Source organism: Actinocrinis sp., assembly GCF_035938995.1.
Classification (GTDB): domain Bacteria; phylum Actinomycetota; class Actinomycetes; order Streptomycetales; family Catenulisporaceae; genus DASZGI01.
In genome coordinates this window covers 42,269-63,693 of record NZ_DASZGI010000281.1, presented here as the reverse complement: position 1 = coordinate 63,693, position 21,425 = coordinate 42,269, and the positions used below count along the sequence as shown (strand labels likewise).

Sequence of the window (21,425 nt, the reverse complement as noted above, 5' to 3'; positions counted from 1 at the left end):
CTCAGTCAGTTGCGATGAAGACGTTCTTCGTCTCCGTGAACGCGTCGAGGGCGTCGGGGCCCAGCTCCCGGCCGAGGCCCGACTGCTTGTAACCGCCGAACGGGGTCCAGTAGCGCACCGAGGAATGCGAATTGACCGACAGGTTCCCGCTCTCCACCGCGCGCGCGACGCGGAGCGCCCGCCCGACGTCGCGGGTCCAGATCGAACCGGACAGGCCATAGCGGCTGTCGTTCGCGATGCGCACCGCGTCGGCCTCATCCTCGAACGGTACGACGGCGGCCACCGGGCCGAATATCTCCTCGGTGAACGCGGGGGCGTCCGGGGCGATCGGGGCGAGCACCGTGGGCGGGTACCAGAATCCGGGTCCGTCCGGCGCGGCGCCGCGGAAGGCGACCGGCGTCTCGTCGGTCACGAAGGACGCGACCCGCTCGCGATGTGCGGCCGAGATCAGCGGCCCCATCTCGGAGCCCTCCTCGGCCGGGTCCCCGACGTGCACCGCCGCGACCGCGGGCTCGAGCAGTTCGAGGAAGCGTTCGTACACGGCCCGCTCGACCAGGATGCGCGAGCGAGCGCAGCAGTCCTGGCCGGCGTTGTCGAACACCGCGTAGGGCGCGCTCGCGGCGGCCCGCTCCAGGTCGCAGTCCGCGAAGACGATGTTCGCGCTCTTACCGCCCAGCTCCAGGGTCACCGGGATGATCCGGCGCGCGCACTGCTCCGCGATCCGCCGGCCGACCTCGGTGGAACCGGTGAACACGATCTTCGCCACGTCCGGGTGCTCGACCAGACGCGCCCCGGCCACCGCGCCCCGGCCCGGGATCACCTGGAAGACGCCGTGCGGCAACCCGGCCTCCAGGGCGAGCTCGGCCAGGCGCAGCGCGGTCAGCGGGGTGAGCTCCGCGGGCTTGAGCACCACGGTGTTCCCGGCGGCCAGCGCCGGGGCCAGGCCCCAGGTGGCGATCGGCATCGGGAAGTTCCACGGCGCGATCACCCCGACCACGCCCAGCGGCTCCTTGAACGTGAGGTCCACGCCGCCGGGCACCGGGATCTGCCGGCCGAACAGCCGCTCGGGCGCCCCGGCGTAGTAGTCCAGCACGTCGCGCGCGTTGCCCGCCTCCCAGCGCGCGTTGCCGAGCGTGTGTCCGGCGTTGGCGACCTCCAGCCGGGCGAGGTGGTCGAGGTCTTCGTCGACCCGCTGGGCGAAGCGGCGCAGCAGCCGGGCCCGGTCGCCGGGCGCCAGGTCCCGCCACGCCGGGAACGCGTGCCGCGCCCGGGCGACCGCCGCATCCACCTCGCCTGGCCCGCACTCCGGCACCTTCGCGATGACCTCCTCCGTCGCCGGATTGACCACCTCGTGCACCGACGAGCTCATACGCATTCCTCCTCGGTCACACCGACGCGCGCGGCCGCGATCAGCGCGTCGAACAGCCGACGGTCAGTGTCCTGTTCCGGATGCCACTGCACGCCGACGACGAACGCGCGCCCGGCCAGCTCGACTGCCTCGACGGTGCCGTCCAACGCGCGAGCGGTGACGGCAAGGCCGCGGCCGAGCTCGTGGATGGCCTGATGGTGGTAGCAGGGTACGGATATGCGGCCGCCGAGCAGGCTGCCGGGCAGCGCATCCCGCTCCAGCGTGATCTCGACTGGCCCGAATTCGGCCGGTGCGGGCCGGTGGCTCTCGTGCCCGATCTCCTCGGGCAGGTGCTGGTGCAGTGTTCCGCCGCGGGCGATATTCAACAGCTGCGCTCCGCGGCAGATCCCCAGGACCGGGATGTCCCGATCCAGCGCGGCGTCGAGCAGGGCCAATTCCCAGGCGTCGCGCTGGGGGCGGACTTCGACCGTGGCCAGCTGCCGCTGCGCGGCGTAGTGCTGAGGGTCGATATCCGGACCGCCGGCCAGCAAAAGGGCGTGGAGTGGCGCGACGCACGCAGCCGCGACCCCGGCCAGGTCTGGACTGTCGACCGGGGGAATCAGCAGTGGCACTCCCCCGGCCCGCGCCACCTGCTCCACATACGCGTACGGCAGCACGGCCGCGTCCTGCCGCCACACACCCCAGGCCGCGACCTCCCGATAGGCGCTGATGCCGATCAGGGGTCTGCGGTTGTCGCGCGACTGTTCGTCCGGCGCACTCACAGCCGCTCGAACCCCCGGTAGCGTTCCCAGTCGGTGACCGCGGCGTCGAAGGCCTCGATCTCGATGCGCGCGGCATTGAGATAGTGCGCCACGACCTTGTCACCGAAGGCATTGCGGGCAAGATCGCTCGCTGCGAAACGCTCGGCCGCCTCGCGCAGCGTGGCGGGGACGCGTTCGCACTGCGCGCCATATGCGTCGCCGACGAACTCGGGCTCCAGCGGCAACTGCCGGTCGATACCGTCCAGGCCCGCCGCGATCATCGCGGCGAGGGCGAGGTACGGGTTGACGTCGCCGCCGGGCACCCGGTTCTCCACGCGCAGCGAGGCGCCGTGCCCGACGACCCGCAGGGCGCAGGTGCGGTTGTCCCGGCCCCAGGCCACCGCCGTGGGCGCGAAGCTGCCGGCGACGTACCGTTTGTAGGAATTGATGTTCGGCGCGTACATGAGCGTAAGTTCCCTGAGTGACGCCTGCTGCCCGGCCAAGAAGTGCTCCATCAGCGGGGAGAAGCCGTGCTCGCGGTCGCCGGCCAGCACCGGCGCGTCGTCGTCCGCGGCGCGCAGGCTCAGATGGATGTGGCAGGAGTTGCCCTCGCGCCGGTCGTACTTCGCCATGAACGTCAGGCTGCACCCCTGCTGGGCCGCGATGGCCTTCGCGCCGGTCTTGTAGAGCACGTGGTTGTCGCAGGTCGTCATCGCCTCCGCGTACCGGAACGCGATCTCGTGCTGCCCGAGGTTGCACTCCCCCTTCGCCGACTCCACGTACATCCCGGCGCCGGTCATGCCGGTACGGATCGCCCGCAACAGCGGCTCGGCGCGCGCGGTGCCGAGCATCGAGTAGTCCACGTTGTAGCGGTTGGCCGGGACCAGGTCGCGATAGCCCTTGTCCCAGGCCTGCTCGTAGGTGTCCTGGAAGACGATGAACTCGAGCTCGGTGCCGGCGTACGCGGTCAGGCCGCGCTCGGCGAGCCGGTCCAGTTGGGCGCGCAGCACCTGCCGGGGCGAGGCGGCGACCGGCTCGCCGCCCTCCTCCAGCACGTCCGCCAGCACCGCGGCCGTGCCCGGCTGCCAGGACAGCAGGCGCAGCGTCGACAGGTCCGGGCGCAGCACGAAGTCGCCGTATCCGGTCTCCCAGGACGACATTTCGTACCCTGCGACGGTGTTCATCTCGACGTCGACGGCGAGCAGATAGCTGCACGCCTCGGAGCCGTGCGCGGCGATCTCGTCGAGGAAGAACTCCACAGACAGCCGCTTGCCCTGAAGCCGTCCCTGCATGTCGGTCATCGAGAGCTCGACGGTGTCCACGGTCCCGGCCGCGGCCAGCGCGCGCAGTTCGTCGAGGGTCAGCATCCCCGGTCGTGCCGCCATGGTCAGATGCCCTCCAGCTCCGCCTCGATGGCCGCCAGTTCCTCGGCGCTGCCCTGCACCTTCGGCCCGGTGAACCAGCGGCGCGCGGACACCAGCCACCACGTCCCGGCGAATCCGAGCACGACCGCGACCGCGACGACCGTGTAGTTGAAGTTGGAGCCCCTGATCGGCGACGTGGTCGGGAGCATGAACAGGATCGTGATGACCGCGACCCAGGCCACCGCGACCACGCCGATCAGGCGGGACCAGCGGCCCAGGTGCCACGGCCCGCGCTCGAAGGTCTCGCCCAGGCGCAGCCGCAGGAAGGTGGGGATCACGTACGCGATGTAGAGCCCGATCACGGCGATGGAGGTGACCGCCGCGTACGCGGTGGCGTTCCACAGATCGGGCATTCCCAGCAGGAAGGCGCCGATCGCGGCGAGCCACACCGCGTTCGTCGGCGTGCGGGTGTGCTTGTTGATCCGGTGCCAGAACTGGGAGCCGGGCAGCGCGCCGTCGCGGGAGAAGGCGTAGATCATCCGGGAGTTGGCGGTGACCGAGGACATGCCGCAGAACAGCTGGGCGACGATCGCGATCAGCAACAGCAGCTTGCCGCCGGTGGCACCGACGGCGTCGATGAAGATCTGCGCGGGGGGTACGCCGGTGGCCGAGCCGGCCTCGCCGGCGTAGTTCTGGATGGCGAAGGTGATGCCGATCAGCAGCACCCAGCCGGCGCCGAGCGAGACCAGGATCGACATGATGATGCCGCGCGGGCCGCTGACCGCGGCGTTCTTGGTCTCCTCGGTCATGTGCGCCGAGGCGTCATAGCCGGTGAAGGTGTATTGCGCGAGCAGCAGGCCGAGCAGCGCGACGTAGATGCCCGACGACCAGCCGGTGGTGTTGACGAAGTGCCCGAACACGAACGAGGCCGACTGGTGATGGGCCGGCTTGAAGGCCAGCACGCCGACGATGATCAGCACGCCGAACAGGTGCCACCAGACGCTGACCCGGCTCAGCAGGGCGACCAGACGCACGTTGAAGGTGTTGAGCAGCCCGTGCAGCACCAGGACGCCCGCGAAGATCTCGACCGTGTGCGCGGGCGTCGCCGAGAGATTCCACTGGAGGTTCGCCAATGCGTTGATGAACAGCGCGGCGCCGAAGTCGATGCCTGCGGTCACCGCGACCTGGCCGAGGAAGTTGAACCAGCCGGTGAACCAGGACCAGGCGGCGGCGTTGCGCCCGGCGAGCTTCGCGGACCAGTAGTACAGGCCGCCCGCGGTGGGGAAGCTGGAGCAGACCTCCGCCATGGCCAGGCCGACCACCAGCGTCATCAGCCCGACGATCGGCCAGCCCCAGACGATCATGACCGGCCCGCCGGTGGCCATGCCGAATCCGTACAGGGTGAGGCAGCCGCTGAGGATCGAGATGATCGTGAAGGAGACGGCGAAGTTGGAGAAGCCGGACATGCTGCGGGACAGCTCCTGCGCGTAGCCGAGCTGGTGCAGCCGCAGTTCGTCCGCAGTGCGCTGGGTCGACGGTTGGGATGCGTCGGTGGGGGTGTCAAGGGACATGCGCGACTCCCGGGGACGGCTTCGGTGATGGGGCTGTGCGCGAGGTGGCGCCCGGCGCGGCGCGGGCCGGGCGCAGCCGAACGGGGCAAGCAGACGAGGCTGTGCGTGGAGAAACGACGACTAAATGGACGATAGATCGGCCTTTTGTGGTCCTAGTGTGGTGCGATCCGCCGCGCTGTCAAGAGGGAACCTCCCGAACGCCGACGAAAAACTAACGCAGGATATTGACACTTGGAACCGGCGGAAGGTCCGGCTCAGTCCAGGAAGCCGCGCAACAGCACCTCGGTCCCCTCGAGGTGCTCCGCCATCGCGCGGCGCGCCGTCTCGGGATCGCCGCCGAGGATGGCCGCCGCGATCCGCTCGTGCTGTGCGGCCGTGTGCTTGAGGTTGACCTCGAGCATCGGAATCGCGTCCAGCAGTGCGTTGATTCGCAACCGGGCCTCGCCGACCGCCGTGGCGAGCGCGCCGGAGCCAGAAACCTCGGCTACCGCGAGGTGGAAGCGGGTGTCGGCGAGGCGGTAGTCGGGCACGCCAGCCTCCGCCGCCGCGGCCAAACGCTCAGTGAGCAGCTTGCGCTCCGCGGGTTCGAGCGCACGCCCGGCCGCGGCCTCGGCCGCGCCGGTCTCCACCGCGCGGCGAAAGACGAGCGTGTCCTCCAGCCCGCCGGGCAGCCCGTCCACCGCGCCGCGCAGTCCCCCGGTGGCGGCGGGCTCGGGCATCTTCAACACGTAGGTACCGCCGGAGCGCCCGCGCCGGCTCTCCACGATCCCTTCGGCGGCCAGCACGCGGATCGCCTCGCGCAGCGTGTCGCGGCTGACGTTCAGCACGCCCGCGAGCTCGCGTTCCGGCGGCAGCCGGTGGCCCGGCGGCACCGCGCCGAGCTTGACCGCGCGCAGCAACTGCTCGACCGTCTCCTCGAAGGCGTTGCCCGCCCGCACCGGCCGGAACGCGGCGAACTCGCCCGCGCGCCCGTTGGACGCAGCCACCGCCCGACCGCTCCTCTCGTAAGGTCCGTTTGTCGGCCATTGTCCCGCCGGGGCCGACCCGCGTCCACGCTGACCGGCCTTGGCCGTCGGGATCGCGCGACCTCAGCCTACGAGGGCACGGCGTCACACGAGGACACGGGGTCATCGGTGGAACCGGAAGGGAACGAGGGCGGCGGGGTGTAGGTAACCGGCAGGCGGGTCAGCGCGTGCTGGCGGTGGTCGCTCTTCCAAGCCAGGTCCGCGTACGGGACGGCGAGGGCGAGGTCGGGCAGGCGGCGCAGGAGTGTCCAGATCGCGATGCGGGCCTCGAGGCGGGCCAGGGGTGCGCCGAGGCAGTAGTGCGGGCCGTGGCCGAAGGACAGGTGGCCGTTGTCGCTGATCGGGTCGCGGTTGGCGGCGATGACGGCGAGCAGGACGGTGTCTCCGGCCGGGATCACGGTGTCGCCGACGTGGAGATCGCGGGTGGGGAAGCGGCGGATCGCGGTGGTGGCCGGCTGCGGCGTACGCGGCGACGAGATCGGCGGCGCCGGAGGGCGGCAGGTCGCTGATCAGGGTATTGCTGGTGGCCTGAATGTGGTCGCGCAGGGCCTCGACGTGGCGGCCGGTGAAGGCGGCGGTGACCAGGCGGCGCAGGCGGGCGTGGTCGGCGCCGTCGAGGTTGAGCAGGTTCGCGTCCAGCGCCGGGGGCAGGCCAAAGCCCTGATACCCGCTGCGGGATCGGCGCTTGTCCAGCGCGAGGTCCGGATCGGCCAGCAGCCTTTTGACATCCTGGTGGTGGCTGACGACCCAGACGTTCGCTCCGTCGGGCAGCGTCGCGCGGTGCACGCCGTCGGGCTGGCCGAGAAGTCGCTGGGCTATGGCGTCGCGGTCTCCGGCCAGGATGGGAATCAGGGCGCGCGCGATGTCGGCGTCCTTGATGGTCACGGCGTGTCTCCTTTGCGGGACGCGGCCGGGCACTTCACCGCCGAGCCTGCCGACCGACCAGCGCGCTGGCCAGCACGTCGAGCGTTCGGTCGACATCGCCGATCGTGTTGTACAGGTGGAACGAGGCGCGAAGGCCGCCTGCGCGGATCGCGACCTTGACGTCGGCCGCGTCCAGCCGGTCGGCGACATGGCCGAGGCCACGCACCGCCACGATCGCTGAATTGCCGCGGACGGGCTCGTATCCCAAATCGGTCAGTCCGGCGCGGAATCGCTCGGCGAGCGCGAGGTCGTGCGCACCGATCTGCGCGATCCCGGCCTCTTCGATCAGGGCGAGGGACTGGACCGCTCCGACGAAGGCGATCCAGATCGGCGAAGCGTCGAAGCGGCGGGCGTCATCCGCGAGCCGGACCGGGCCGTAACAGTTGTCCCACGGGTCTTCGCCCGCGTACCAGCCGGCGTAAGCCGGGCGCAGCAGCTCCGCGCCGCGCGGGCTTACGACCAAGAAGGACACACCCCGAGGGCACAGCAGCCACTTGTAGGTGTTGCAGACCACGTAGTCCCAGTGATCGGCCGAAAGCGGCATCCACCCCAGAGACTGAGTCGCGTCGATCAACGTCAGCGCGCCGTGAGCACTTGCGGCGGCGCGGATCGCGGCCAAGTCGGCGACCCGACCGTCGGCGGACTGCGCCGCGCTGACCGCGACCAGCGCGGTACCGGGCCGCACCGCGGCGGCGACATCGTCGAGCGGCACCGTGCGAAGCGCCAGGTCGCCACGCCCGGCGAAGGGCTGGATCAGCGAACTGAAATCCCCCTCGGCCACTACGACTTCGGCCCCGGCCGGCAGCGAACCGGCCACCAAGCCGACCTCCGTCGAAGCAGTCGTGCCGATCGCCACGCGCTCCGGGCCAGTGCCGACGAGCCGGGCGAACGACGCGCGCGCGGCGGCGACCACCGCGTCGTATGCCGGGGCGGACGCCCGTCCGCGGGCCCACTCCTCGTGTGCCGACCGCATCGCCTCGAGCGTTCTGGCCGGAGGTAGCCCTATGGACGCCGTGTTGAGGTAGGTGGTCTCGGCCGCGAACTCGACGGCCGCCAGATCTCGCAACGACATACGGACATCCTGCACACGCGGCTCGATTGCGGTCCACCGAGATTCCGGTCGGCTGCCACGGCATCAGCCGCCGCGCGGCCTCGGCCACGAGCACGTCCGGAGGTGGCGTGCGCGTCTGGCGGCGCACGAGGTCGAACTGCAGCACGTGCAGCGCCGCCTCCGGCCCGCAAGGCGCGAAACCTGCGCCGCGACCCGCGCGTCGCCCTGTCCCTCACGCCGCCGGACAACCTTCACCCCCGTCATCCTCCGCGGCGCATTGGTCGAGTGGCTCGACGGAGACGCCGCCTGGGAGATCATCGATCGGATCCAGATCAGTTACACCGGGCAGCCCTACCCGCGTGGCGAGGAGCGTGTTGTCGCACTCATCGAACCCTCGGTTCAACAGGTCGGCATGGGCTAGACACCGCGGGCAGGGCGTTGACGGCAGACCGCCGTCTGACCCGGTGGGATCAGGGGTCAGACGGCGTCCATCACGCCGGTGATCTCGCCTTCGCCCGACGGGATGCGCAGCGTCTTCGCGTAGGTGAACTCGCGCAGCGTATCCAGCGTGTGCTCGCGGCCGAAGCCGGAGTGCTTCGTTCCCCCGAAGGGCGTTCCGACCGCCATGCGGTTGTAGTGGTTGACGTACATCAGGCCGGCCTCGATGCGGCGGCCGACCCGGATCGCGCGCGGCTGGTCGCCGGAGAACACCCCGCCGACGAGGCCGAAGTCGGTGCCGTTCGCGATGCGCACGGCGTCCTCCTCGTCGTCGAAGGGGATGACGACCGCGACCGGGCCGAAGATCTCCTCCTTGGCCACCCGCATGTCCGGGTGCACGCCGGTGAGCAGCGTCGGCGCCACGAAGAAGCCGTCGGCCAGTTCCGGGTCGGTCGGCAGCGCGGCCTCGGCCGCGACGACGGCTCCCTCGTCCGCGCCGATCTTGAGATAGCCCAGGACCCGGTCCATCTGCGCCTTGGTCACCAGCGGTCCGACGTGCGTGCCGGGCTTCGAGCCGTCGCCGACGACCAGCTTCGCGACCTGCGGCGCGAGCCGCTCGACGAACTCGTCGTACACCGAGCGCTGCACGATCAGCCGCGACCCCGCGGTGCACGCCTCGCCCTGGTTGTAAAAGCCCGCGTCGAGCGCCCAGCGCGCCGCGCTGTCCAGGTCGGCGTCTTCGAACACGACGAAGGGGTTCTTGCCGCCGAGCTCCATCAGGGTCGGGGTGAGGTTCGCGGCCGCCGAGCGGATCACCGCCGTGCCGGTCGTCGGGGCGCCGGTGAAGGAGATCTTGCGGACGAGGGGGTGCGACGCGATAGCCGCGCCCGTCTCTGCACGACCCGGCACGACGTGCACGACGTCGTCCGGCAGCACCTGCCGCACCAGTTCCGCGACCCGCATGGAGGCCAGTGGGGCCTGCTCGCCGGGCTTGATGAGCACGGCGTTGCCGGCCGCGAGCGCGGGCGCGATCTTGCCGGCGGTGTGGATCGGCGGCCAGTTGAACGGGACGATCGCGCCGACGACGCCGTAGGGGACCTGCTCGGTGAAGTCCAGCATCGTGCCCGAGTCGCGCGCCTCGCCGTGGAAGACGCGCACGGCGCGGCCGAAGAACTCGAAGATCGCGATGCAGGTCTCGATGTCGAAGGCGCGGGCGTAGCGCACCGGCTTGCCGTTCTCCGCCGACTCCAGCGCGGCGAGTTCGTCGGCGTTCTCCCGGATGACCCGGGCCGCCTCGAGCAGCAGCGTGCCCCGCTCGATGGCGGAGCGGCGGCTCCAGCGCTCGAACCCGGCCTGCGCGGCGTGAGCGGCCTTGTCCACCTCGTCCGGACCGGCGCCCTGGACGTAGGCGAGGACGGTGCCATACGCGGGATTCTCGACGGCGAATCGGTCGCTCTCGCGGTCCGACGACCAGGGAGTGGTGACGGCTTCGGTGGTCATGGTCTTGCCTCTCTGGATGTTCCGGATGTTCTCGAAGCGGGTTGAGGTCGTTACCGGACCGCGCGCGACGTGTCCTGGAGCAGCGCGAGATTGGCGCTCAGCACGAGCTCGGCGCCGTCGAGGTCGAGCCCTGACTCGACGCCCTCCACCGCTCGGCGCACCGGTCCGCGGAACGGGAAGTCCGAGCCGAGCAGGAGTTGGTCGGCGCCGACGGTGGCGATCGCGCAGTCCAGCGCCGGCGCATGGAAGGAGCAGGTGTCGAAGTATGTGCGGGTACGCAGGTAGTACGGGATGTCGTGCTCTGCGTTGCCCTTCCCACTCTGGTCCGCCAGCCGCTGGGCGAGGTAAGGCAGCGTGCCTCCGAGTTGCGGGATGATGAGTGTCAGGTCCGGTACTCGGTCGAGCATCCCGGACAACATGAGGCGCGCCGCGGCGAGGCTGGTCGCCATCGGCGACGCGAGGACGTTGGACAGGAACCACTGCGCCATCCCGTTCGGCGGCGCCTCTTGCACGGGATGCACGAAAAGCGGCAGGCCGTGCCCGGCGATCGCCCGGTAGACCGGCTCCAGATCCGGCTCGTCGACCAGCCGGGTCTGCTCGAGGCCGACGTGGACGATGACGGCCGACACGGCCGGATTCGCACCGACCCGCTCGACCTCGGCGCGCGCGGCCCGCGGATCGTCCCAGGGAAGGGTGATCATCGTCGACGCGTACGCGTCCTCGGCCGCGACCGCCGCGATCATCTCGTCGTTGCAGATCCGCACCAGGTCGGCCGTGTCGCCGAGGCCGATCACCCCGGGCCCGACGGCGGTCGGCAAGGAGATCACCGCGCGCCCGGACTCCGCGGTCAGCTCGCGCTCGGCCGACGGCGTCGCCAGGTCCGGGAAGGCGTCGAGCAGGATCTTGAAGAAGCGCGCGTCCGGGTTGCCCTCGGCACGCTCCTCGACGAGCCGTCGGACCTCGGCGGGCACGAAGTGGTAGTGGACGTCGGTGAACGCGGGACCGAACTCGGTTTCGCCGGCCTGCTGTTCGTCGCCTGCCATGGCGCGTCGCCCTCTCGCCGGCCGCCGGGTGCCCCCGGATCGGTTCCAGCCTGCTGGTCGCGCGCGGCCCGCGGAACTGCGAACTTCCTATGGACGGCATCGACGCCGTCTATGTTCGACGACGCTTCACATTGCTTTGATGACAACTAATATCTACGCAAGTGGATATACGCCTACGGTTCACCCTGCTTCTGTGTCGGTTCGTCGTACAGCGAGCGCAGCGTCTCGCGCAGCCAGCGGTGGCCGGCGTCCCGCTCGAACTGAGGATGCCACCACAGCGCCAGTCTCAGCGGCCGCAGCGGGATCGGGCAGTCCAGAACGCGTAGGCCCGTGGCGCCGGCGATCTTCTCGGCGAACCGGCGGTGTGTGATCGCGATCCGCTCGCTGCCGGCGACGAACCAGGGCACTGCGAGGTAGGACTCCACCGCGGCCGTGATCCGCGGTTCGATACCCGCCAGGCGCAGCTGCCGCATGCCGAGCGGCTCCCGAAGCCCGGCGTCCGCGGTCGACTCGTTCATCGCGACGACCCACGGCAGGGCGCTCAGCTCGGCCAAGGTGAGCCGCTCGCCCACCCGACGGTTGCCGGCGTCGACGACGCAGACCCATTCGTCGGAGTAAAGGTCCGTATGGCTGACTCCGTGCAGCACGCCGTGCGGGCCGAGCACGCCGTCCACGGTGCGCAGCGTGTCCGTGATGCCGGAGAACAACTCCCCGCTCGGCCGGCAGAAACGCAGCCGGACCGCAGGGGCGACCCGGGCGACCTGCGCGGTCAGTGCCGAGCCGACCGAGGCGACCCAGTAGTCGATGCCGAGCAGCGAGAACTCGCGGTTCGAGGCGGCTGGATCGAAGACGTTGGTGCTGGTGAAGACCCGTTCGACCGAGGTGAGCGCGGCGGCGGTCAACGGCTGTAGTTGCAGGCCGAGCGGCGTGAGCTCGGTCTGCGCGCCGCTGCGCACCAGCAGTTCGTCACCGAACTGGCGGCGCAGCCGGTGCAGCGCGGCGGACACAGTCGGCTGGCTCAGCCCGAGGTGCCTGGCCGCCTGCGAGACGCTGCGATGCGCGAGCAGCGCGTCTAGGTGCAGCAGCAGGTTGAGGTTCAGGTTCCGCAGCGCGTCGGCGGGGACTGCGGCGCGGTCGGCATCGGCGTCCACGGTATGTTCCGGATCTGACGGGGCTTGGCGAGCGGGGCAGGGGTCGCGATCCGCGGATCGCCTGCGGCCACAGTAACCGGGCCGGGCGCGTAGATGTCGCACGCTGCAGAGACCATGGAGCCGACGGCGATGCTATTGGCTGGCCCGCTCCAGCTCGTCCGTCAGCCTCCTGCACTAACACCCGTCACTCCTGAAACAGGCTGTCCGGCAGTGACGCGCTGGCCATGCCACAGTGGAGGCGGTGGCGAGTGACCATGGCGAGCCGACCGACTGCGCAGACTCCGCAAGCACGGGAAGGACGGATTACTGACGTGCGAAGCTTCGGCGGCGGTCGTCGACCGCGCGGGCGTGCGCCGCGTGTCCTAGCGGTGGTCGCGGCCCTGGGTGTGCTCGGGGGCCTGCTGCTCGGCACGTCCGGATGTTCGAGCAACAAGCCCGCACCTCCGCCGCCGCCCAAGCCGGTGATCAACCAGCTGACCGGGATGGGCCCCGGCGGCCACGTCCTCGCCGTCAAGATCGACAACGTTGGCGCGGCACAGACCCAACAGACCGGGCTGAACTCCGCCGACCTGGTCTACGTCGTTCAGGTCGAGGGCGGGCTGAGCCGCTACCTGGCCGTTTTCGACAGCTCGAGCGCTCCTGGGCGCGTGGGGCCGGTGCGCAGCGCACGGCAGACCGACATCCCCCTTCTGGCCTCCTTCGGCAAGGTCGGGCTGGCCTACTCGGGGGCGATTTCGGGCCTGCTGCCCGACCTGGCCGCTGCGAACCTGGAGAACATCACCCCGAGCCGCGCACCGACGCTGTTCAGCAATGGCGGCAGCTCCCCCACGTACATCAGCCCGGCCGCGGTGTTCGCCGCCTATCCCGACCTGGCGCAGACCCAGGACGTCGGCCTGCGCTTCGGCGCGGCGCCCGCAGGAGGTCAGCCGGCCTCCTCCGCCGCGGCCCGCATGCCGGCCGCCTCGTTCACCTTCACCGCCTCCGGCGACCGGTGGCTGGTGACCGTGGACGGAAGGCAGGCAGCGACGACCGATCAGGGACCCACCGCCACGGACAACGTGATCATCCAACATGTCTCCGTCGTGCCGGGCAAATACACCGACTACAACGCCGGCCATCCCGACAACGAGGTCTTCTCGCAGACCACCGGCCAGGGCGCGGCGGACTTCTACCGCGACGGCGAGGTCTGGCACGGGCAGTGGTCCAAGCCCACTGACGGATCGCCCACGAGCTACACCGTCGCGGGCGTCCCCATGCGCCTGACGCCGGGACGCACCTGGATCGTCCTGGAGGGCTGAGCGCCCGCCCGCTCGTCGCGGCCAGCGCGGCGGCCGGTGAGCCGGACATTCGAACACGGATCGGGGCGGGTATCCGGTGCTAATACCGGATACCCGCCCCGATTTCGCGCTTAACGGGTGCTAGGTGCTACGCGGTTACGGCAGGCTCCAGGACTGGTTCGAGTTGCCGGAGCAGGCCCAGATCTGAGATTGGGTGCCGGAGCCGCCCCAGCCGGTGTCGTCGAGGCACTTGCCGGAATTGGGGTTGAGGTAGGAGCCGTTGGACTGGTGTTGCCAGACCTGCGCACCCGTGCCGTTGCAGTCGTAGAGGTCGACTGTGGTCCCATTGGCGGTGCCCGCGCCGTTCACGTCGAGGCACTTGCCGAGCACCATCAGCTGGTTGCTAGAGGTGTAAGTCCACTGCTGCGCGTTGGTGCCGTTGCAGGTGTAGACCTGGATGGGGTTGAAGTTGGTGGTGCTGGCGCTGCGGTCGTCCAGGCACAGGCCGTTGTAGGCCAGCTTGACCGGGCCGGAGCCGGGCGGCGGCGGGGGTGGGGGCGGCGGGTTTCCGCCTCCGGCGCCGGTGAACGAACCGGTGAACTGGCCGGTGTTCTCGGAGACGCCGCTGCAGGTGGGCGAGGAAGCGCCGCCGTTGCCGCCAGGGCAGGGCTGGTCGCGGTCGACCGACCAGAAGGCGAGTCGGCCGATGCCGTTGCCGCTGGCCCAGCCAGCCACCGACGAGGCGTCTGAGAGCGTGAAGGTGGAGCCGTCGTCGTTGATGCCGATGTCCGGGGTGATCCCGATGTTGGCGTACGAATACGAGCCGTTGACCGCCCTCATCTGGTTCAAGGTGCCCTGGGCCGCGCTGATCGCCGCGTTGCCCATCTCGGTGCCGGTGCCCTGGTAGTAGTCCATCGTCATGATGTTGACCAACGGGATGGTCACGCCCATGTTCGCGGCGTCCTGCAGCAGGCCCGTGCCGTTGTAGTCGAGACCGGTGGGCGTGACCGGGACGGTGACCGACCACTGGAGGCCGGGGTTCGAGCCCTGCAGGTCCTTCATGGCCTGGAAGGTCCGGTCGATGCCGCCGGTGTCGGCGATGGCGGCGCCCTCGATGTCGAAGTCGAGCTGCCTGGTGCCGTAGTCGTTGATGATGGCTTGGTAGGCGGCGTCGATCGTGCCCTGGTTGGTGCAGGTGAACGAGATCGGCTCGCCCGCCGCGCCGCCGGAGGAGACGATCAGCGACGCCCCGGCCGCCTTCGCCGAGGAGATCTCCCCGCCGATGGTCGGGTCGTTGCCGATCGGCAGGGTGTCACCCCAGATGTCGCTGCAGCCCTCGCCGATGGCGAAAGCCGCGGTGAAGGAGCGCAGACCGTCCTGGGAGATAACGGTGTTCAGCACGCCTTCCTGCGAGTTGGACATGTCGACGTACGGCGCGACCTGCCCCACCGACGCATGGGCGGGCGCCGCGGAGACGATCGAGGCCGCCATGATGCCGGAGGTCGCCAACAGCACCGAGGATCCGGCGGCGACCAGGCGCGGCCCGCCGCGCAGATTGAGAACTCTCATATGTCACCTTCGCTCGAGATTCCAGCCAATCGGCGGTCCAGGGCGCATTTCCGTCGACGGAGACCGCGACGGACGAGGCTGAACTGCGCTGGACTCGTGCAGAAGGAGAGTGCGGTGGATCAGCGGCGAACGGCGCCGACGGCAGACGCCTGATACAGGCGTCGGCCATGACGGCTCTCCGGATCGGCGCACCAAGCTCCGCTCCCTGCCTCCCTAGGTACACCACCAGGGCGGGGAAACGGCGTGCGCCGGACGCCTTTTCACCTGCTGTAGTGAGAGCCGAGCCGCGTCTCGCGGAAGTAGAGCGCCGGAGAGCGATTGAGCTGATGCGCTGGTCGTCGACCACCGCGGTCGGCATCGAGTATCAAAGTGGACTAGACCAATGGCGACGTCAAGCGCCCGCTTTATAACGGATCGGTCACAGAGGCCTCGTCAACGCGGTTGAACGCAAACGCTCACCAGCCGCGACCGCAGTCCACCACGTACGTACCTGCGCGGGTCAGCGGACTTCATCGGGCGGCCGGGAAATGCTCGGCCAGCTCGGCGCGGGCGGCGTCGTCGAGCTCGACGGTGGCGGCTTCGAGGTTCTCCGCGAGGTGGGTCCGCGTGCGGGTGCCGGGGATCAGAAGGATGTTCGGGGCGAGGTCGAGCAGCCAGGCGAGGGCGATCTGGGCCGGCGTGGCCCGCAGTCTCGCTCCCAGTGCCGCGATCACCCGGCTGCTCAGGAGCCGGTTCTGGCCGCCGATCGGGAAGAAGGGGACGAATGCGATGCCGCGCCTCGCGCATTCCTCGAGGACGTCCGCGGAGCTCTGATCGACCAGGTTGAACAGGTTCTGCACGCAGACGACGTCCGTCTGCTCGACCGCCCGCAGCAGTTGTTCCAGGGAGATGTTGCTCAGGCCGATCCCGTCGATCAGGCCCTCCTCGCGGGCCCGCACCAGACTGGCGAGCTGGGCGTCGAACTTCTTGCCGGGCTTGGCCTGGTCGATCATGCGCAGGTTCACGGCGGGCAGCCGGTCGACGCCGAGGGTGGCCAGGTTGTCCTCGAGGCCCTGGCGCAGCTGGTCGGGTTCGTCGAACAGCAGCACCGCGCCGTTGGCGTCGCGGCGGGCGCCGAGCTTGCTGACGATGGCCAGGTCGGCCGGATAGGGGTACAAGGCCTCGCGGATGAGTTCGTTCACGACGCCGGGTCCGTAGTACTGCGCGGTGTCGATGTGATTGACGCCGGCCTCGACCGCGGCGCGCAGCACGCTCAGCGCCTCGTCGCGGTCTCGCGGCGGCCCGAAGACGTTGTCGCCGGCCAGCTGCATGGCGCCATATCCGACCCGGCGCACCGTCCAGGGGCCCAGGGCGAACGACCCGGCGGAATCGATGGCGTACACGCGGTCTGACACGGTGTCTCCTGGAGAGCGGTTCGAGAGTGGTCGGGATCGCGGGGCCGCCGCGTGAACTGCGGCGGCCCCGCGACCTGCGAAGGCGGCAGGTGGTCGGCGGTCAGGCGTGGACCTGCGAGCCGATCCCGAGGTCGAGCCGGACGGATTCCAGGAGTACGAACGCAGTGCTCTGGGTGTACACGTCGGCTGCGGCCAGGACGCCGAGGTACTTCTGGATCACCGGATCAGAAGCGTACTTGGTCTGCGCGTCCTGGTAGGTCTTGACCGCGGCCCACTCGTTGTCGCCGTACTTGGCGAAGAACGGGGCCGGGTCGACGTTGACCAGCGCGGCCTTCACTCCGGCGATGAGGTCTGCGACGTACTGCTGGTAGACGGCCATGTCCTGGCGGGTGCCCAGGCGGCCCATGTGCCCGCCGATGTAGTGCGTCCACGGGTAGGCCAGGGCCTTGTCCGAGGCGGCGACCGAGCCGGGCACGTCCTCGTTCAGGTTGAAGCTGTCGAAGGGCACCCAGCCGGGCAGGTTGATGTCGACCAGCATCAGCGTGTCGTGGTCGGGGAAGTGGATGTAGATGTTGTCGGGGGTGTGGTTGGTACCCAGGTGCGCCAGCTCGATCCGCTCGCCGCCGACGTGCAGGGTCTTGCGATCCTCGAAGGTGACGTCAGGGGCCGGACGCGCGGGGTCGTTGTCGCGCAGCAGCAGGGTGCGGGTCTCGGCGTGGCCGATGCGCTCCACGTCGTCGCCGAACAGGAACGAGGCGCCGAGGTGGTCGGCGTGGTGGTGCGAGTAGACCATGTGGGTGACCTTGTTGGACACGTCGTTGGCCGCAGCGATCTCGTCGATGGCGCGCTGCAGGTTGTGGCCGATGGACGGCGGTGCGTCGAACAGCACGACGCCGTCTTCGGTGGTCAGGAACGCGGCCTGGTAGGTGCCGTCGGTGACCCAGTACAGGTTCCGCTCGACCCGGCCGACGTAGTAGCCCTTGGCGTTGACCGCGGGGCCGAGCGCCGAGGGCGGGATCGGCGCGTAGTCCGGAAGCGAATCAGCGGCTGCCGGGCCTGCCAACGCACCACCGGCTACCGCGACCAGCGCGGGTACAGCGGCGACGGCCGCGGAGCGGGTCAGGAACGAGCGGCGGTCAGTGGGAGCGTCGCGCAGGGACATGGCTGCACTGCCTTTCTGAGGCGTCTGAGGCGATGGTGCGGGACGGAATCAGGGTGGGGGAAGTTCCAGGTGCGGCTAGGGCGTGTTTATGGAGGAGCGTCGGATTAGCCTGCGGCGTCTGACGCGTGTGATGCGCAAGGCGGCGCAGCTCCCTCATATCGAGAAGCTGTGAACCGCAGGTGCCTGGCGGCACCGGGTGCTTCGCCCACGCAGCGAACGTGCCGCTCGAACACACAGCAGGCGTCGCAGGCCCGGCGATGCCTCTTGAAACGCCCTAGGCGCCGTAAGCGGGCAGGATGGCTCCGCTGACGGGCGCAGAGGCGTCGCTCGCGAGGAACACGATCAGCTCGGCGACCGCCTCGGGCGTGACCGCGTGCGCCAGCGCGTCCGGCGGGAGGAAGCTTCGGTTCTTCGGGGTGTCGATCAGCTGCGGCGCGACCGCATTCACGCGGATTCCCTGCGGGCGCAGCTCCGTGTCGAGCACGCGGACCAGGTGGCTGAGCGCCGCCTTGCTCAGGCTGTACGCGGCCATGCCCGCAGTCGGCACGGCCGCCGGGCGGGCGGACACGTGCACGAGGGAGCCGCCGCCCCGCTGCAGCATGTGCGGCACGACGGCCTGGGTCAGCCACAGCGCCGCGCCGACGTTGATATCGATCAACCTCCGCAGTTCGTCGGGCGTCACCGAGAGCGCGTCCCCCAACACGAACGTGCCAATCGTGTTCACTAGTACCTCCGGCGGCCCAACCTCGGCGACGACCTGTTCGAGGACTGCCTTGGGAACCGCCGGATCGGTCGTATCGCCGGGCACCCGGCGGATGGTGTCTGGCAGTTCCCGCAGGCCGTCCTCGTTGCGGTCGACGCCGACGACGCTGAATCCCGAGGACGCCAGCTTCACCGCCACCGCGTGGCCCAGCGGACCGCCCGCACCGGCCACGACCGCCACTCGATCACTCATGGCTTCGACTCCGTTCGCTTGAAGAACGTGGAGCGGCCGGGGGCGTCTGCGAGCCGATGTTCAGGTCGAGCGTATGTTCGGGTCTCCAGGCCGGACGCCGTCGTGCCGTGGCTCAAGGCTGCCGCCGAGGCAGGTGAGCGCCCATCACCAGAACCTGGTGATTCGGTGTGCCGTTGACACGCGGCGCGAGCGGCTGTTACGAGTGGATCGTGTCGCCCAAGACAGGGAAGCGAGGTCCCGGGGCCCGCCCGCACTCGAGAGATCCTGGGCACCCGCGGCGAATCGACCGGGACGAACTCCTGGCCGGGCTGGACCGGGCGGCCACGGCCGCGGTGACGATCATCGCCGCGCCGGCCGGCAGCGGGAAGTCGACGCTCCTGCGAGCGTGGGCCGACCGTCAGGACAAGCAGCACCGGCTGGCGATCGTCCAGGTGCAGCGCGACCAGCAGGACGCCCAGCTCTTCTGGCTCGCCCTGCTCAAGGCCGTGCGAGGCGTGTCAGGCGATCCCGTCGGCGCGGAGCCGTCGACCGCGTCGCCCGACTTCAGCGGCGCGGCGATGGTGGACCGCATCCTGTCGGAGCTGACCGGACAGGCCGAGCGTGTCAGCCTCGTGATCGACGATGTCCACGAGCTGGCCTCGCCGGAGACCTTCGCGCAGCTGACCCGCCTGCTGACGAATCTGCCGCAGGACGTCCACGCGATCCTGGCGACCCGCCGGGATCTGCCACTGCGCCTGCACCAGCTGCGGCTGGCCGGCGACTTGGCTGAGCTGCGCGCAGCGGACCTGCGCTTCAGCGAGGCGGAGACTCGCGCGCTGCTCAGCGCGTCCGGCATCGCGTTGTCCGACACCGCCGTGGCTCGGCTGCATGAGCGCACGGAGGGATGGGCCGCGGGTCTGCGGCTCGCCGCGATATCGCTGACCGATCACCCGGACCCGGAGCGTTTCGTCGCGGAGTTCACCGGCAGCAGCAGGACCGTCGCGGAGTATCTGGTCGCCGAGATGCTGGAGCGGCTGCCGCAGGACGTGCAGAACCTGCTTCTGCGGACCTCGATCCTGCAGCGGGTCAACGGTGAGCTGGCCGACCTGCTCACCGGTCGCCCCGGCTCGGAGCGCATCCTGCTCGGCCTCGAAGACGCGAACGCGTTCGTCGTCTCCCTCGACCCGGAGCGGACCTGGTTCCGGTATCACCACCTGTTCGCCGACCTCCTGCGGCTGGAACTGCGCAGGATCCTGCCGGACGAAGTGCGCACCCTTCACCGGCGGGCGGCAGGCTGGCTCACCGACAAGGGCCTGATCATCGAAGCCGTACGGCACCTGCAGGCGGCCGACGACTGGTCCGACGCCGCGGCGGTGCTCAGCGATCACGCCTTCGGGATGATGCTCGACGGCCAGGAAGAGTCGATGCAGACGCTGCTCGAGGCCTTCCCGCAGAACGGCGTCACGTTCCCGGACCTGAGCGTCGTGCGGACGATGGTCGACCTGGTTCACGGTCGCCTGGACGAGGCCGCCGCGCACCTGGCGGTCACCGACTCATCCTTGGCGTGGGTGCCTGAAGACCGCCGGTACCGGCTTCGTGCCGCGATCGCGTCGCTGAACCTGTCGCTGGCCCGGCGGCGCGGGAACCTGGCGGATGTCATACGCCACGCGGAGTTCCTCAACACCCCGCCGAGCGTCGTGCGCGAAGAGGAGTTCGCACTGGGCAACGACCTGCGCGTCGTGGCCCTGATGAACCTGGGCACCGTCGAAGCCTGGTCGCTCGGCCGCTCCGACGGGGTGCGCCATCTCCAGGAAGGCGCGGATCTCGCCCGGAAGATCGGCCGGCCGTATCTGGAGGTGGCCTGCCGGGCCCAGCTCGGATTCGCGGTGCGGCTTTCCGGTATCAGGTACGCGCGAAAGCGTTGTGAGGAGGCGATCGCGCTCGCCGAGGAACACGGCTGGGGTAGCGCGTTCATCCTCGCCCCGGCCCTGGTGACCCTGGCCGGGTCGATGGTCTGGATGGGAGAGTTCGACGACGCGGAACGTATATTGCAGCGTGCTGACGTGGCCCTCCGGGCAGACTGCGGACCGGGCATCGGAACACTGCTCCACCTCGCGAAAGGGATGCTCCACGCCGGTCGCGGTCGGCTCCGCGAGGCCGCCGAGGAATTCGCCACGGCGCACGAACTGCAATCACGGCTCTCCGACCCGCATGCCCTGGCCAGCAACGTCACCGGGTGGCTGCTCGCCACCCAGGCCCGCCTCGGGTACGCCGCCGACGGCCGCAGCTCTCTCGCCACGCTCGACAGCCCACTGATCGACTCGGGCGAGTTCCGCAACGCCCGGGCGGTGATCTGCCTTGGGGAAGGCGACCCCGCCGGTGCGCTCGCCGCCGTCGCAGGAGTCATCGACGGACACGCCCCCGTCGTCCACCTGGCCACCGTCATCGAGGCGCGGCTCCTGGCCGCGCTCGCGAATCACGCGCTCGGCGAGCTGAAGCAGGCGCAGGACGGGATCGAACAGGCCCTCGAGCTCGCCGAGCCCGGAAGGATCATCCTTCCGTTCGTCATGACCGGTGCGGGCGAACTGCTCGAAGCGATGCCGCGAAATCAGACGGCTCATGCAGCCCTGCTCACCGACATCCTCGACGTGATCCACGGAGGGTCCTCGTCGGCGACGACTCCTCCCCTGCCGGCGGCCCAGGAACTGAGCTCCACCGAACGACGGGTCCTGCGCTACCTCCCGACCAACCTCTCCCGGCCCGAGATCGCCCGAGAACTGTCCATCTCGGTGAACACCGTCAACACCCACGTCCGCAACATCTACGCCAAGCTTCAAGCCACCGACCGGTCCTCGGCCGTCGAGCGGGCGCGGGAACTCCGGCTGCTCGCGACCGGCTCCCCGCGGTAGCGCG

The 21,425-nt window shown here is 70.0% G+C and carries 16 protein-coding genes; 2 read left to right on the top strand and 14 right to left on the bottom strand.

Annotated features, from left to right (window positions below):
• Position 1 precedes the first annotated feature (1 nt).
• From VGZ32_RS19490 to VGZ32_RS19445, 10 genes are all read right to left on the bottom strand, one after another.
• A complete protein-coding gene (locus tag VGZ32_RS19490) occupies positions 2 to 1,369 on the bottom strand; it encodes an aldehyde dehydrogenase family protein (protein ID WP_326887523.1) in 1,368 nt (455 codons plus the stop codon).
• Positions 1,366 to 2,130: a gamma-glutamyl-gamma-aminobutyrate hydrolase family protein gene (locus VGZ32_RS19485; protein WP_326887522.1), complete on the bottom strand. Its 765-nt coding sequence runs from the start codon at positions 2,128 to 2,130 to the stop codon at positions 1,366 to 1,368. Before VGZ32_RS19485 ends, VGZ32_RS19490 begins: the two co-directional genes overlap by 4 nt.
• A complete protein-coding gene (locus VGZ32_RS19480; RefSeq protein WP_326887521.1) occupies positions 2,127 to 3,494 on the bottom strand; it encodes a glutamine synthetase family protein in 1,368 nt (455 codons plus the stop codon). The genes VGZ32_RS19485 and VGZ32_RS19480 overlap by 4 nt, the downstream gene beginning before the upstream one ends.
• 2 nt (positions 3,495 to 3,496) lie before the next feature.
• Positions 3,497 to 5,044: an amino acid permease gene (locus VGZ32_RS19475; RefSeq protein WP_326887519.1), complete on the bottom strand. Its 1,548-nt coding sequence runs from the start codon at positions 5,042 to 5,044 to the stop codon at positions 3,497 to 3,499.
• A 254-nt stretch (positions 5,045 to 5,298) separates the two neighbouring features.
• Positions 5,299 to 6,030, bottom strand: a complete 732-nt coding sequence (locus VGZ32_RS19470; protein ID WP_326887518.1) for a FadR/GntR family transcriptional regulator — start codon at positions 6,028 to 6,030, stop codon at positions 5,299 to 5,301.
• Between the two features lie 107 nt (positions 6,031 to 6,137).
• Positions 6,138 to 6,467: a cytochrome P450 gene (locus VGZ32_RS19465; protein WP_326887517.1), complete on the bottom strand. Its 330-nt coding sequence runs from the start codon at positions 6,465 to 6,467 to the stop codon at positions 6,138 to 6,140.
• A gap of 521 nt (positions 6,468 to 6,988) precedes the next feature.
• Positions 6,989 to 8,065 carry an aminotransferase class V-fold PLP-dependent enzyme gene (locus tag VGZ32_RS19460; RefSeq protein WP_326887516.1) on the bottom strand — a complete coding sequence of 359 codons (1,077 nt, stop codon included), beginning with the start codon at positions 8,063 to 8,065 and terminating at the stop codon, positions 6,989 to 6,991.
• A gap of 456 nt (positions 8,066 to 8,521) precedes the next feature.
• The gene (locus tag VGZ32_RS19455; protein ID WP_326887515.1) at positions 8,522 to 9,982 is read right to left on the bottom strand and encodes an aldehyde dehydrogenase family protein; all 1,461 of its coding nucleotides are present in this window, start codon (positions 9,980 to 9,982) and stop codon (positions 8,522 to 8,524) included.
• A 50-nt stretch (positions 9,983 to 10,032) separates the two neighbouring features.
• Entirely contained in the window at positions 10,033 to 11,025 is a 993-nt protein-coding gene (locus VGZ32_RS19450; protein WP_326887514.1) for an amidohydrolase family protein, read from the bottom strand.
• A gap of 173 nt (positions 11,026 to 11,198) precedes the next feature.
• Positions 11,199 to 12,176, bottom strand: a complete 978-nt coding sequence (locus VGZ32_RS19445) for a LysR family transcriptional regulator (RefSeq protein WP_326887513.1) — start codon at positions 12,174 to 12,176, stop codon at positions 11,199 to 11,201.
• A 368-nt stretch (positions 12,177 to 12,544) separates the two neighbouring features.
• Here VGZ32_RS19445 and VGZ32_RS19440 point away from each other — a divergent pair, with 368 nt between their 5' ends.
• On the top strand, positions 12,545 to 13,474 hold the full coding sequence (locus VGZ32_RS19440; protein WP_326887512.1) for a DUF3048 domain-containing protein: 930 nt from the start codon (positions 12,545 to 12,547) through the stop codon (positions 13,472 to 13,474).
• 135 nt (positions 13,475 to 13,609) lie between these two features.
• On the opposite strand, the gene VGZ32_RS19435 is transcribed toward VGZ32_RS19440, so the two are convergent.
• The 4 genes from VGZ32_RS19435 to VGZ32_RS19420 all read right to left on the bottom strand — a co-directional run bounded on the left by VGZ32_RS19435 (position 13,610) and on the right by VGZ32_RS19420 (position 18,533).
• Positions 13,610 to 15,022: a ricin-type beta-trefoil lectin domain protein gene (locus VGZ32_RS19435; RefSeq protein ID WP_326887510.1), complete on the bottom strand. Its 1,413-nt coding sequence runs from the start codon at positions 15,020 to 15,022 to the stop codon at positions 13,610 to 13,612.
• Between the two features lie 509 nt (positions 15,023 to 15,531).
• On the bottom strand, positions 15,532 to 16,416 hold the full coding sequence (locus VGZ32_RS19430) for an oxidoreductase (RefSeq protein ID WP_326887509.1): 885 nt from the start codon (positions 16,414 to 16,416) through the stop codon (positions 15,532 to 15,534).
• A 100-nt stretch (positions 16,417 to 16,516) separates the two neighbouring features.
• Complete coding sequence (locus VGZ32_RS19425; protein WP_326887508.1) at positions 16,517 to 17,578, bottom strand: MBL fold metallo-hydrolase; 1,062 nt, start codon at positions 17,576 to 17,578, stop codon at positions 16,517 to 16,519.
• A 274-nt stretch (positions 17,579 to 17,852) separates the two neighbouring features.
• Positions 17,853 to 18,533, bottom strand: coding sequence for an SDR family oxidoreductase (locus VGZ32_RS19420; RefSeq protein WP_326887507.1), 681 nt, complete (start codon positions 18,531 to 18,533; stop codon positions 17,853 to 17,855).
• Between the two features lie 209 nt (positions 18,534 to 18,742).
• Between VGZ32_RS19420 and VGZ32_RS19415 the strand changes: the two genes are divergently transcribed.
• A complete protein-coding gene (locus VGZ32_RS19415) occupies positions 18,743 to 21,421 on the top strand; it encodes a LuxR C-terminal-related transcriptional regulator (RefSeq protein ID WP_326887506.1) in 2,679 nt (892 codons plus the stop codon).
• Positions 21,422 to 21,425: the final 4 nt, after the last annotated feature.

Coding starts and splice junctions, on each gene's coding strand:
- VGZ32_RS19435 (WP_326887510.1), bottom strand. CDS start 15,022: ATGAGAGTTCTCAATCTGCGCGGCGGGCCGCGCCTGGTCGCCGCCGGA.
- VGZ32_RS19460 (WP_326887516.1), bottom strand. CDS start 8,065: ATGTCGTTGCGAGATCTGGCGGCCGTCGAGTTCGCGGCCGAGACCACC.
- VGZ32_RS19420 (WP_326887507.1), bottom strand. CDS start 18,533: ATGAGTGATCGAGTGGCGGTCGTGGCCGGTGCGGGCGGTCCGCTGGGC.
- VGZ32_RS19425 (WP_326887508.1), bottom strand. CDS start 17,578: ATGTCCCTGCGCGACGCTCCCACTGACCGCCGCTCGTTCCTGACCCGC.
- VGZ32_RS19455 (WP_326887515.1), bottom strand. CDS start 9,982: ATGACCACCGAAGCCGTCACCACTCCCTGGTCGTCGGACCGCGAGAGC.
- VGZ32_RS19480 (WP_326887521.1), bottom strand. CDS start 3,494: ATGGCGGCACGACCGGGGATGCTGACCCTCGACGAACTGCGCGCGCTG.
- VGZ32_RS19450 (WP_326887514.1), bottom strand. CDS start 11,025: ATGGCAGGCGACGAACAGCAGGCCGGCGAAACCGAGTTCGGTCCCGCG.
- VGZ32_RS19475 (WP_326887519.1), bottom strand. CDS start 5,044: ATGTCCCTTGACACCCCCACCGACGCATCCCAACCGTCGACCCAGCGC.
- VGZ32_RS19490 (WP_326887523.1), bottom strand. CDS start 1,369: ATGAGCTCGTCGGTGCACGAGGTGGTCAATCCGGCGACGGAGGAGGTC.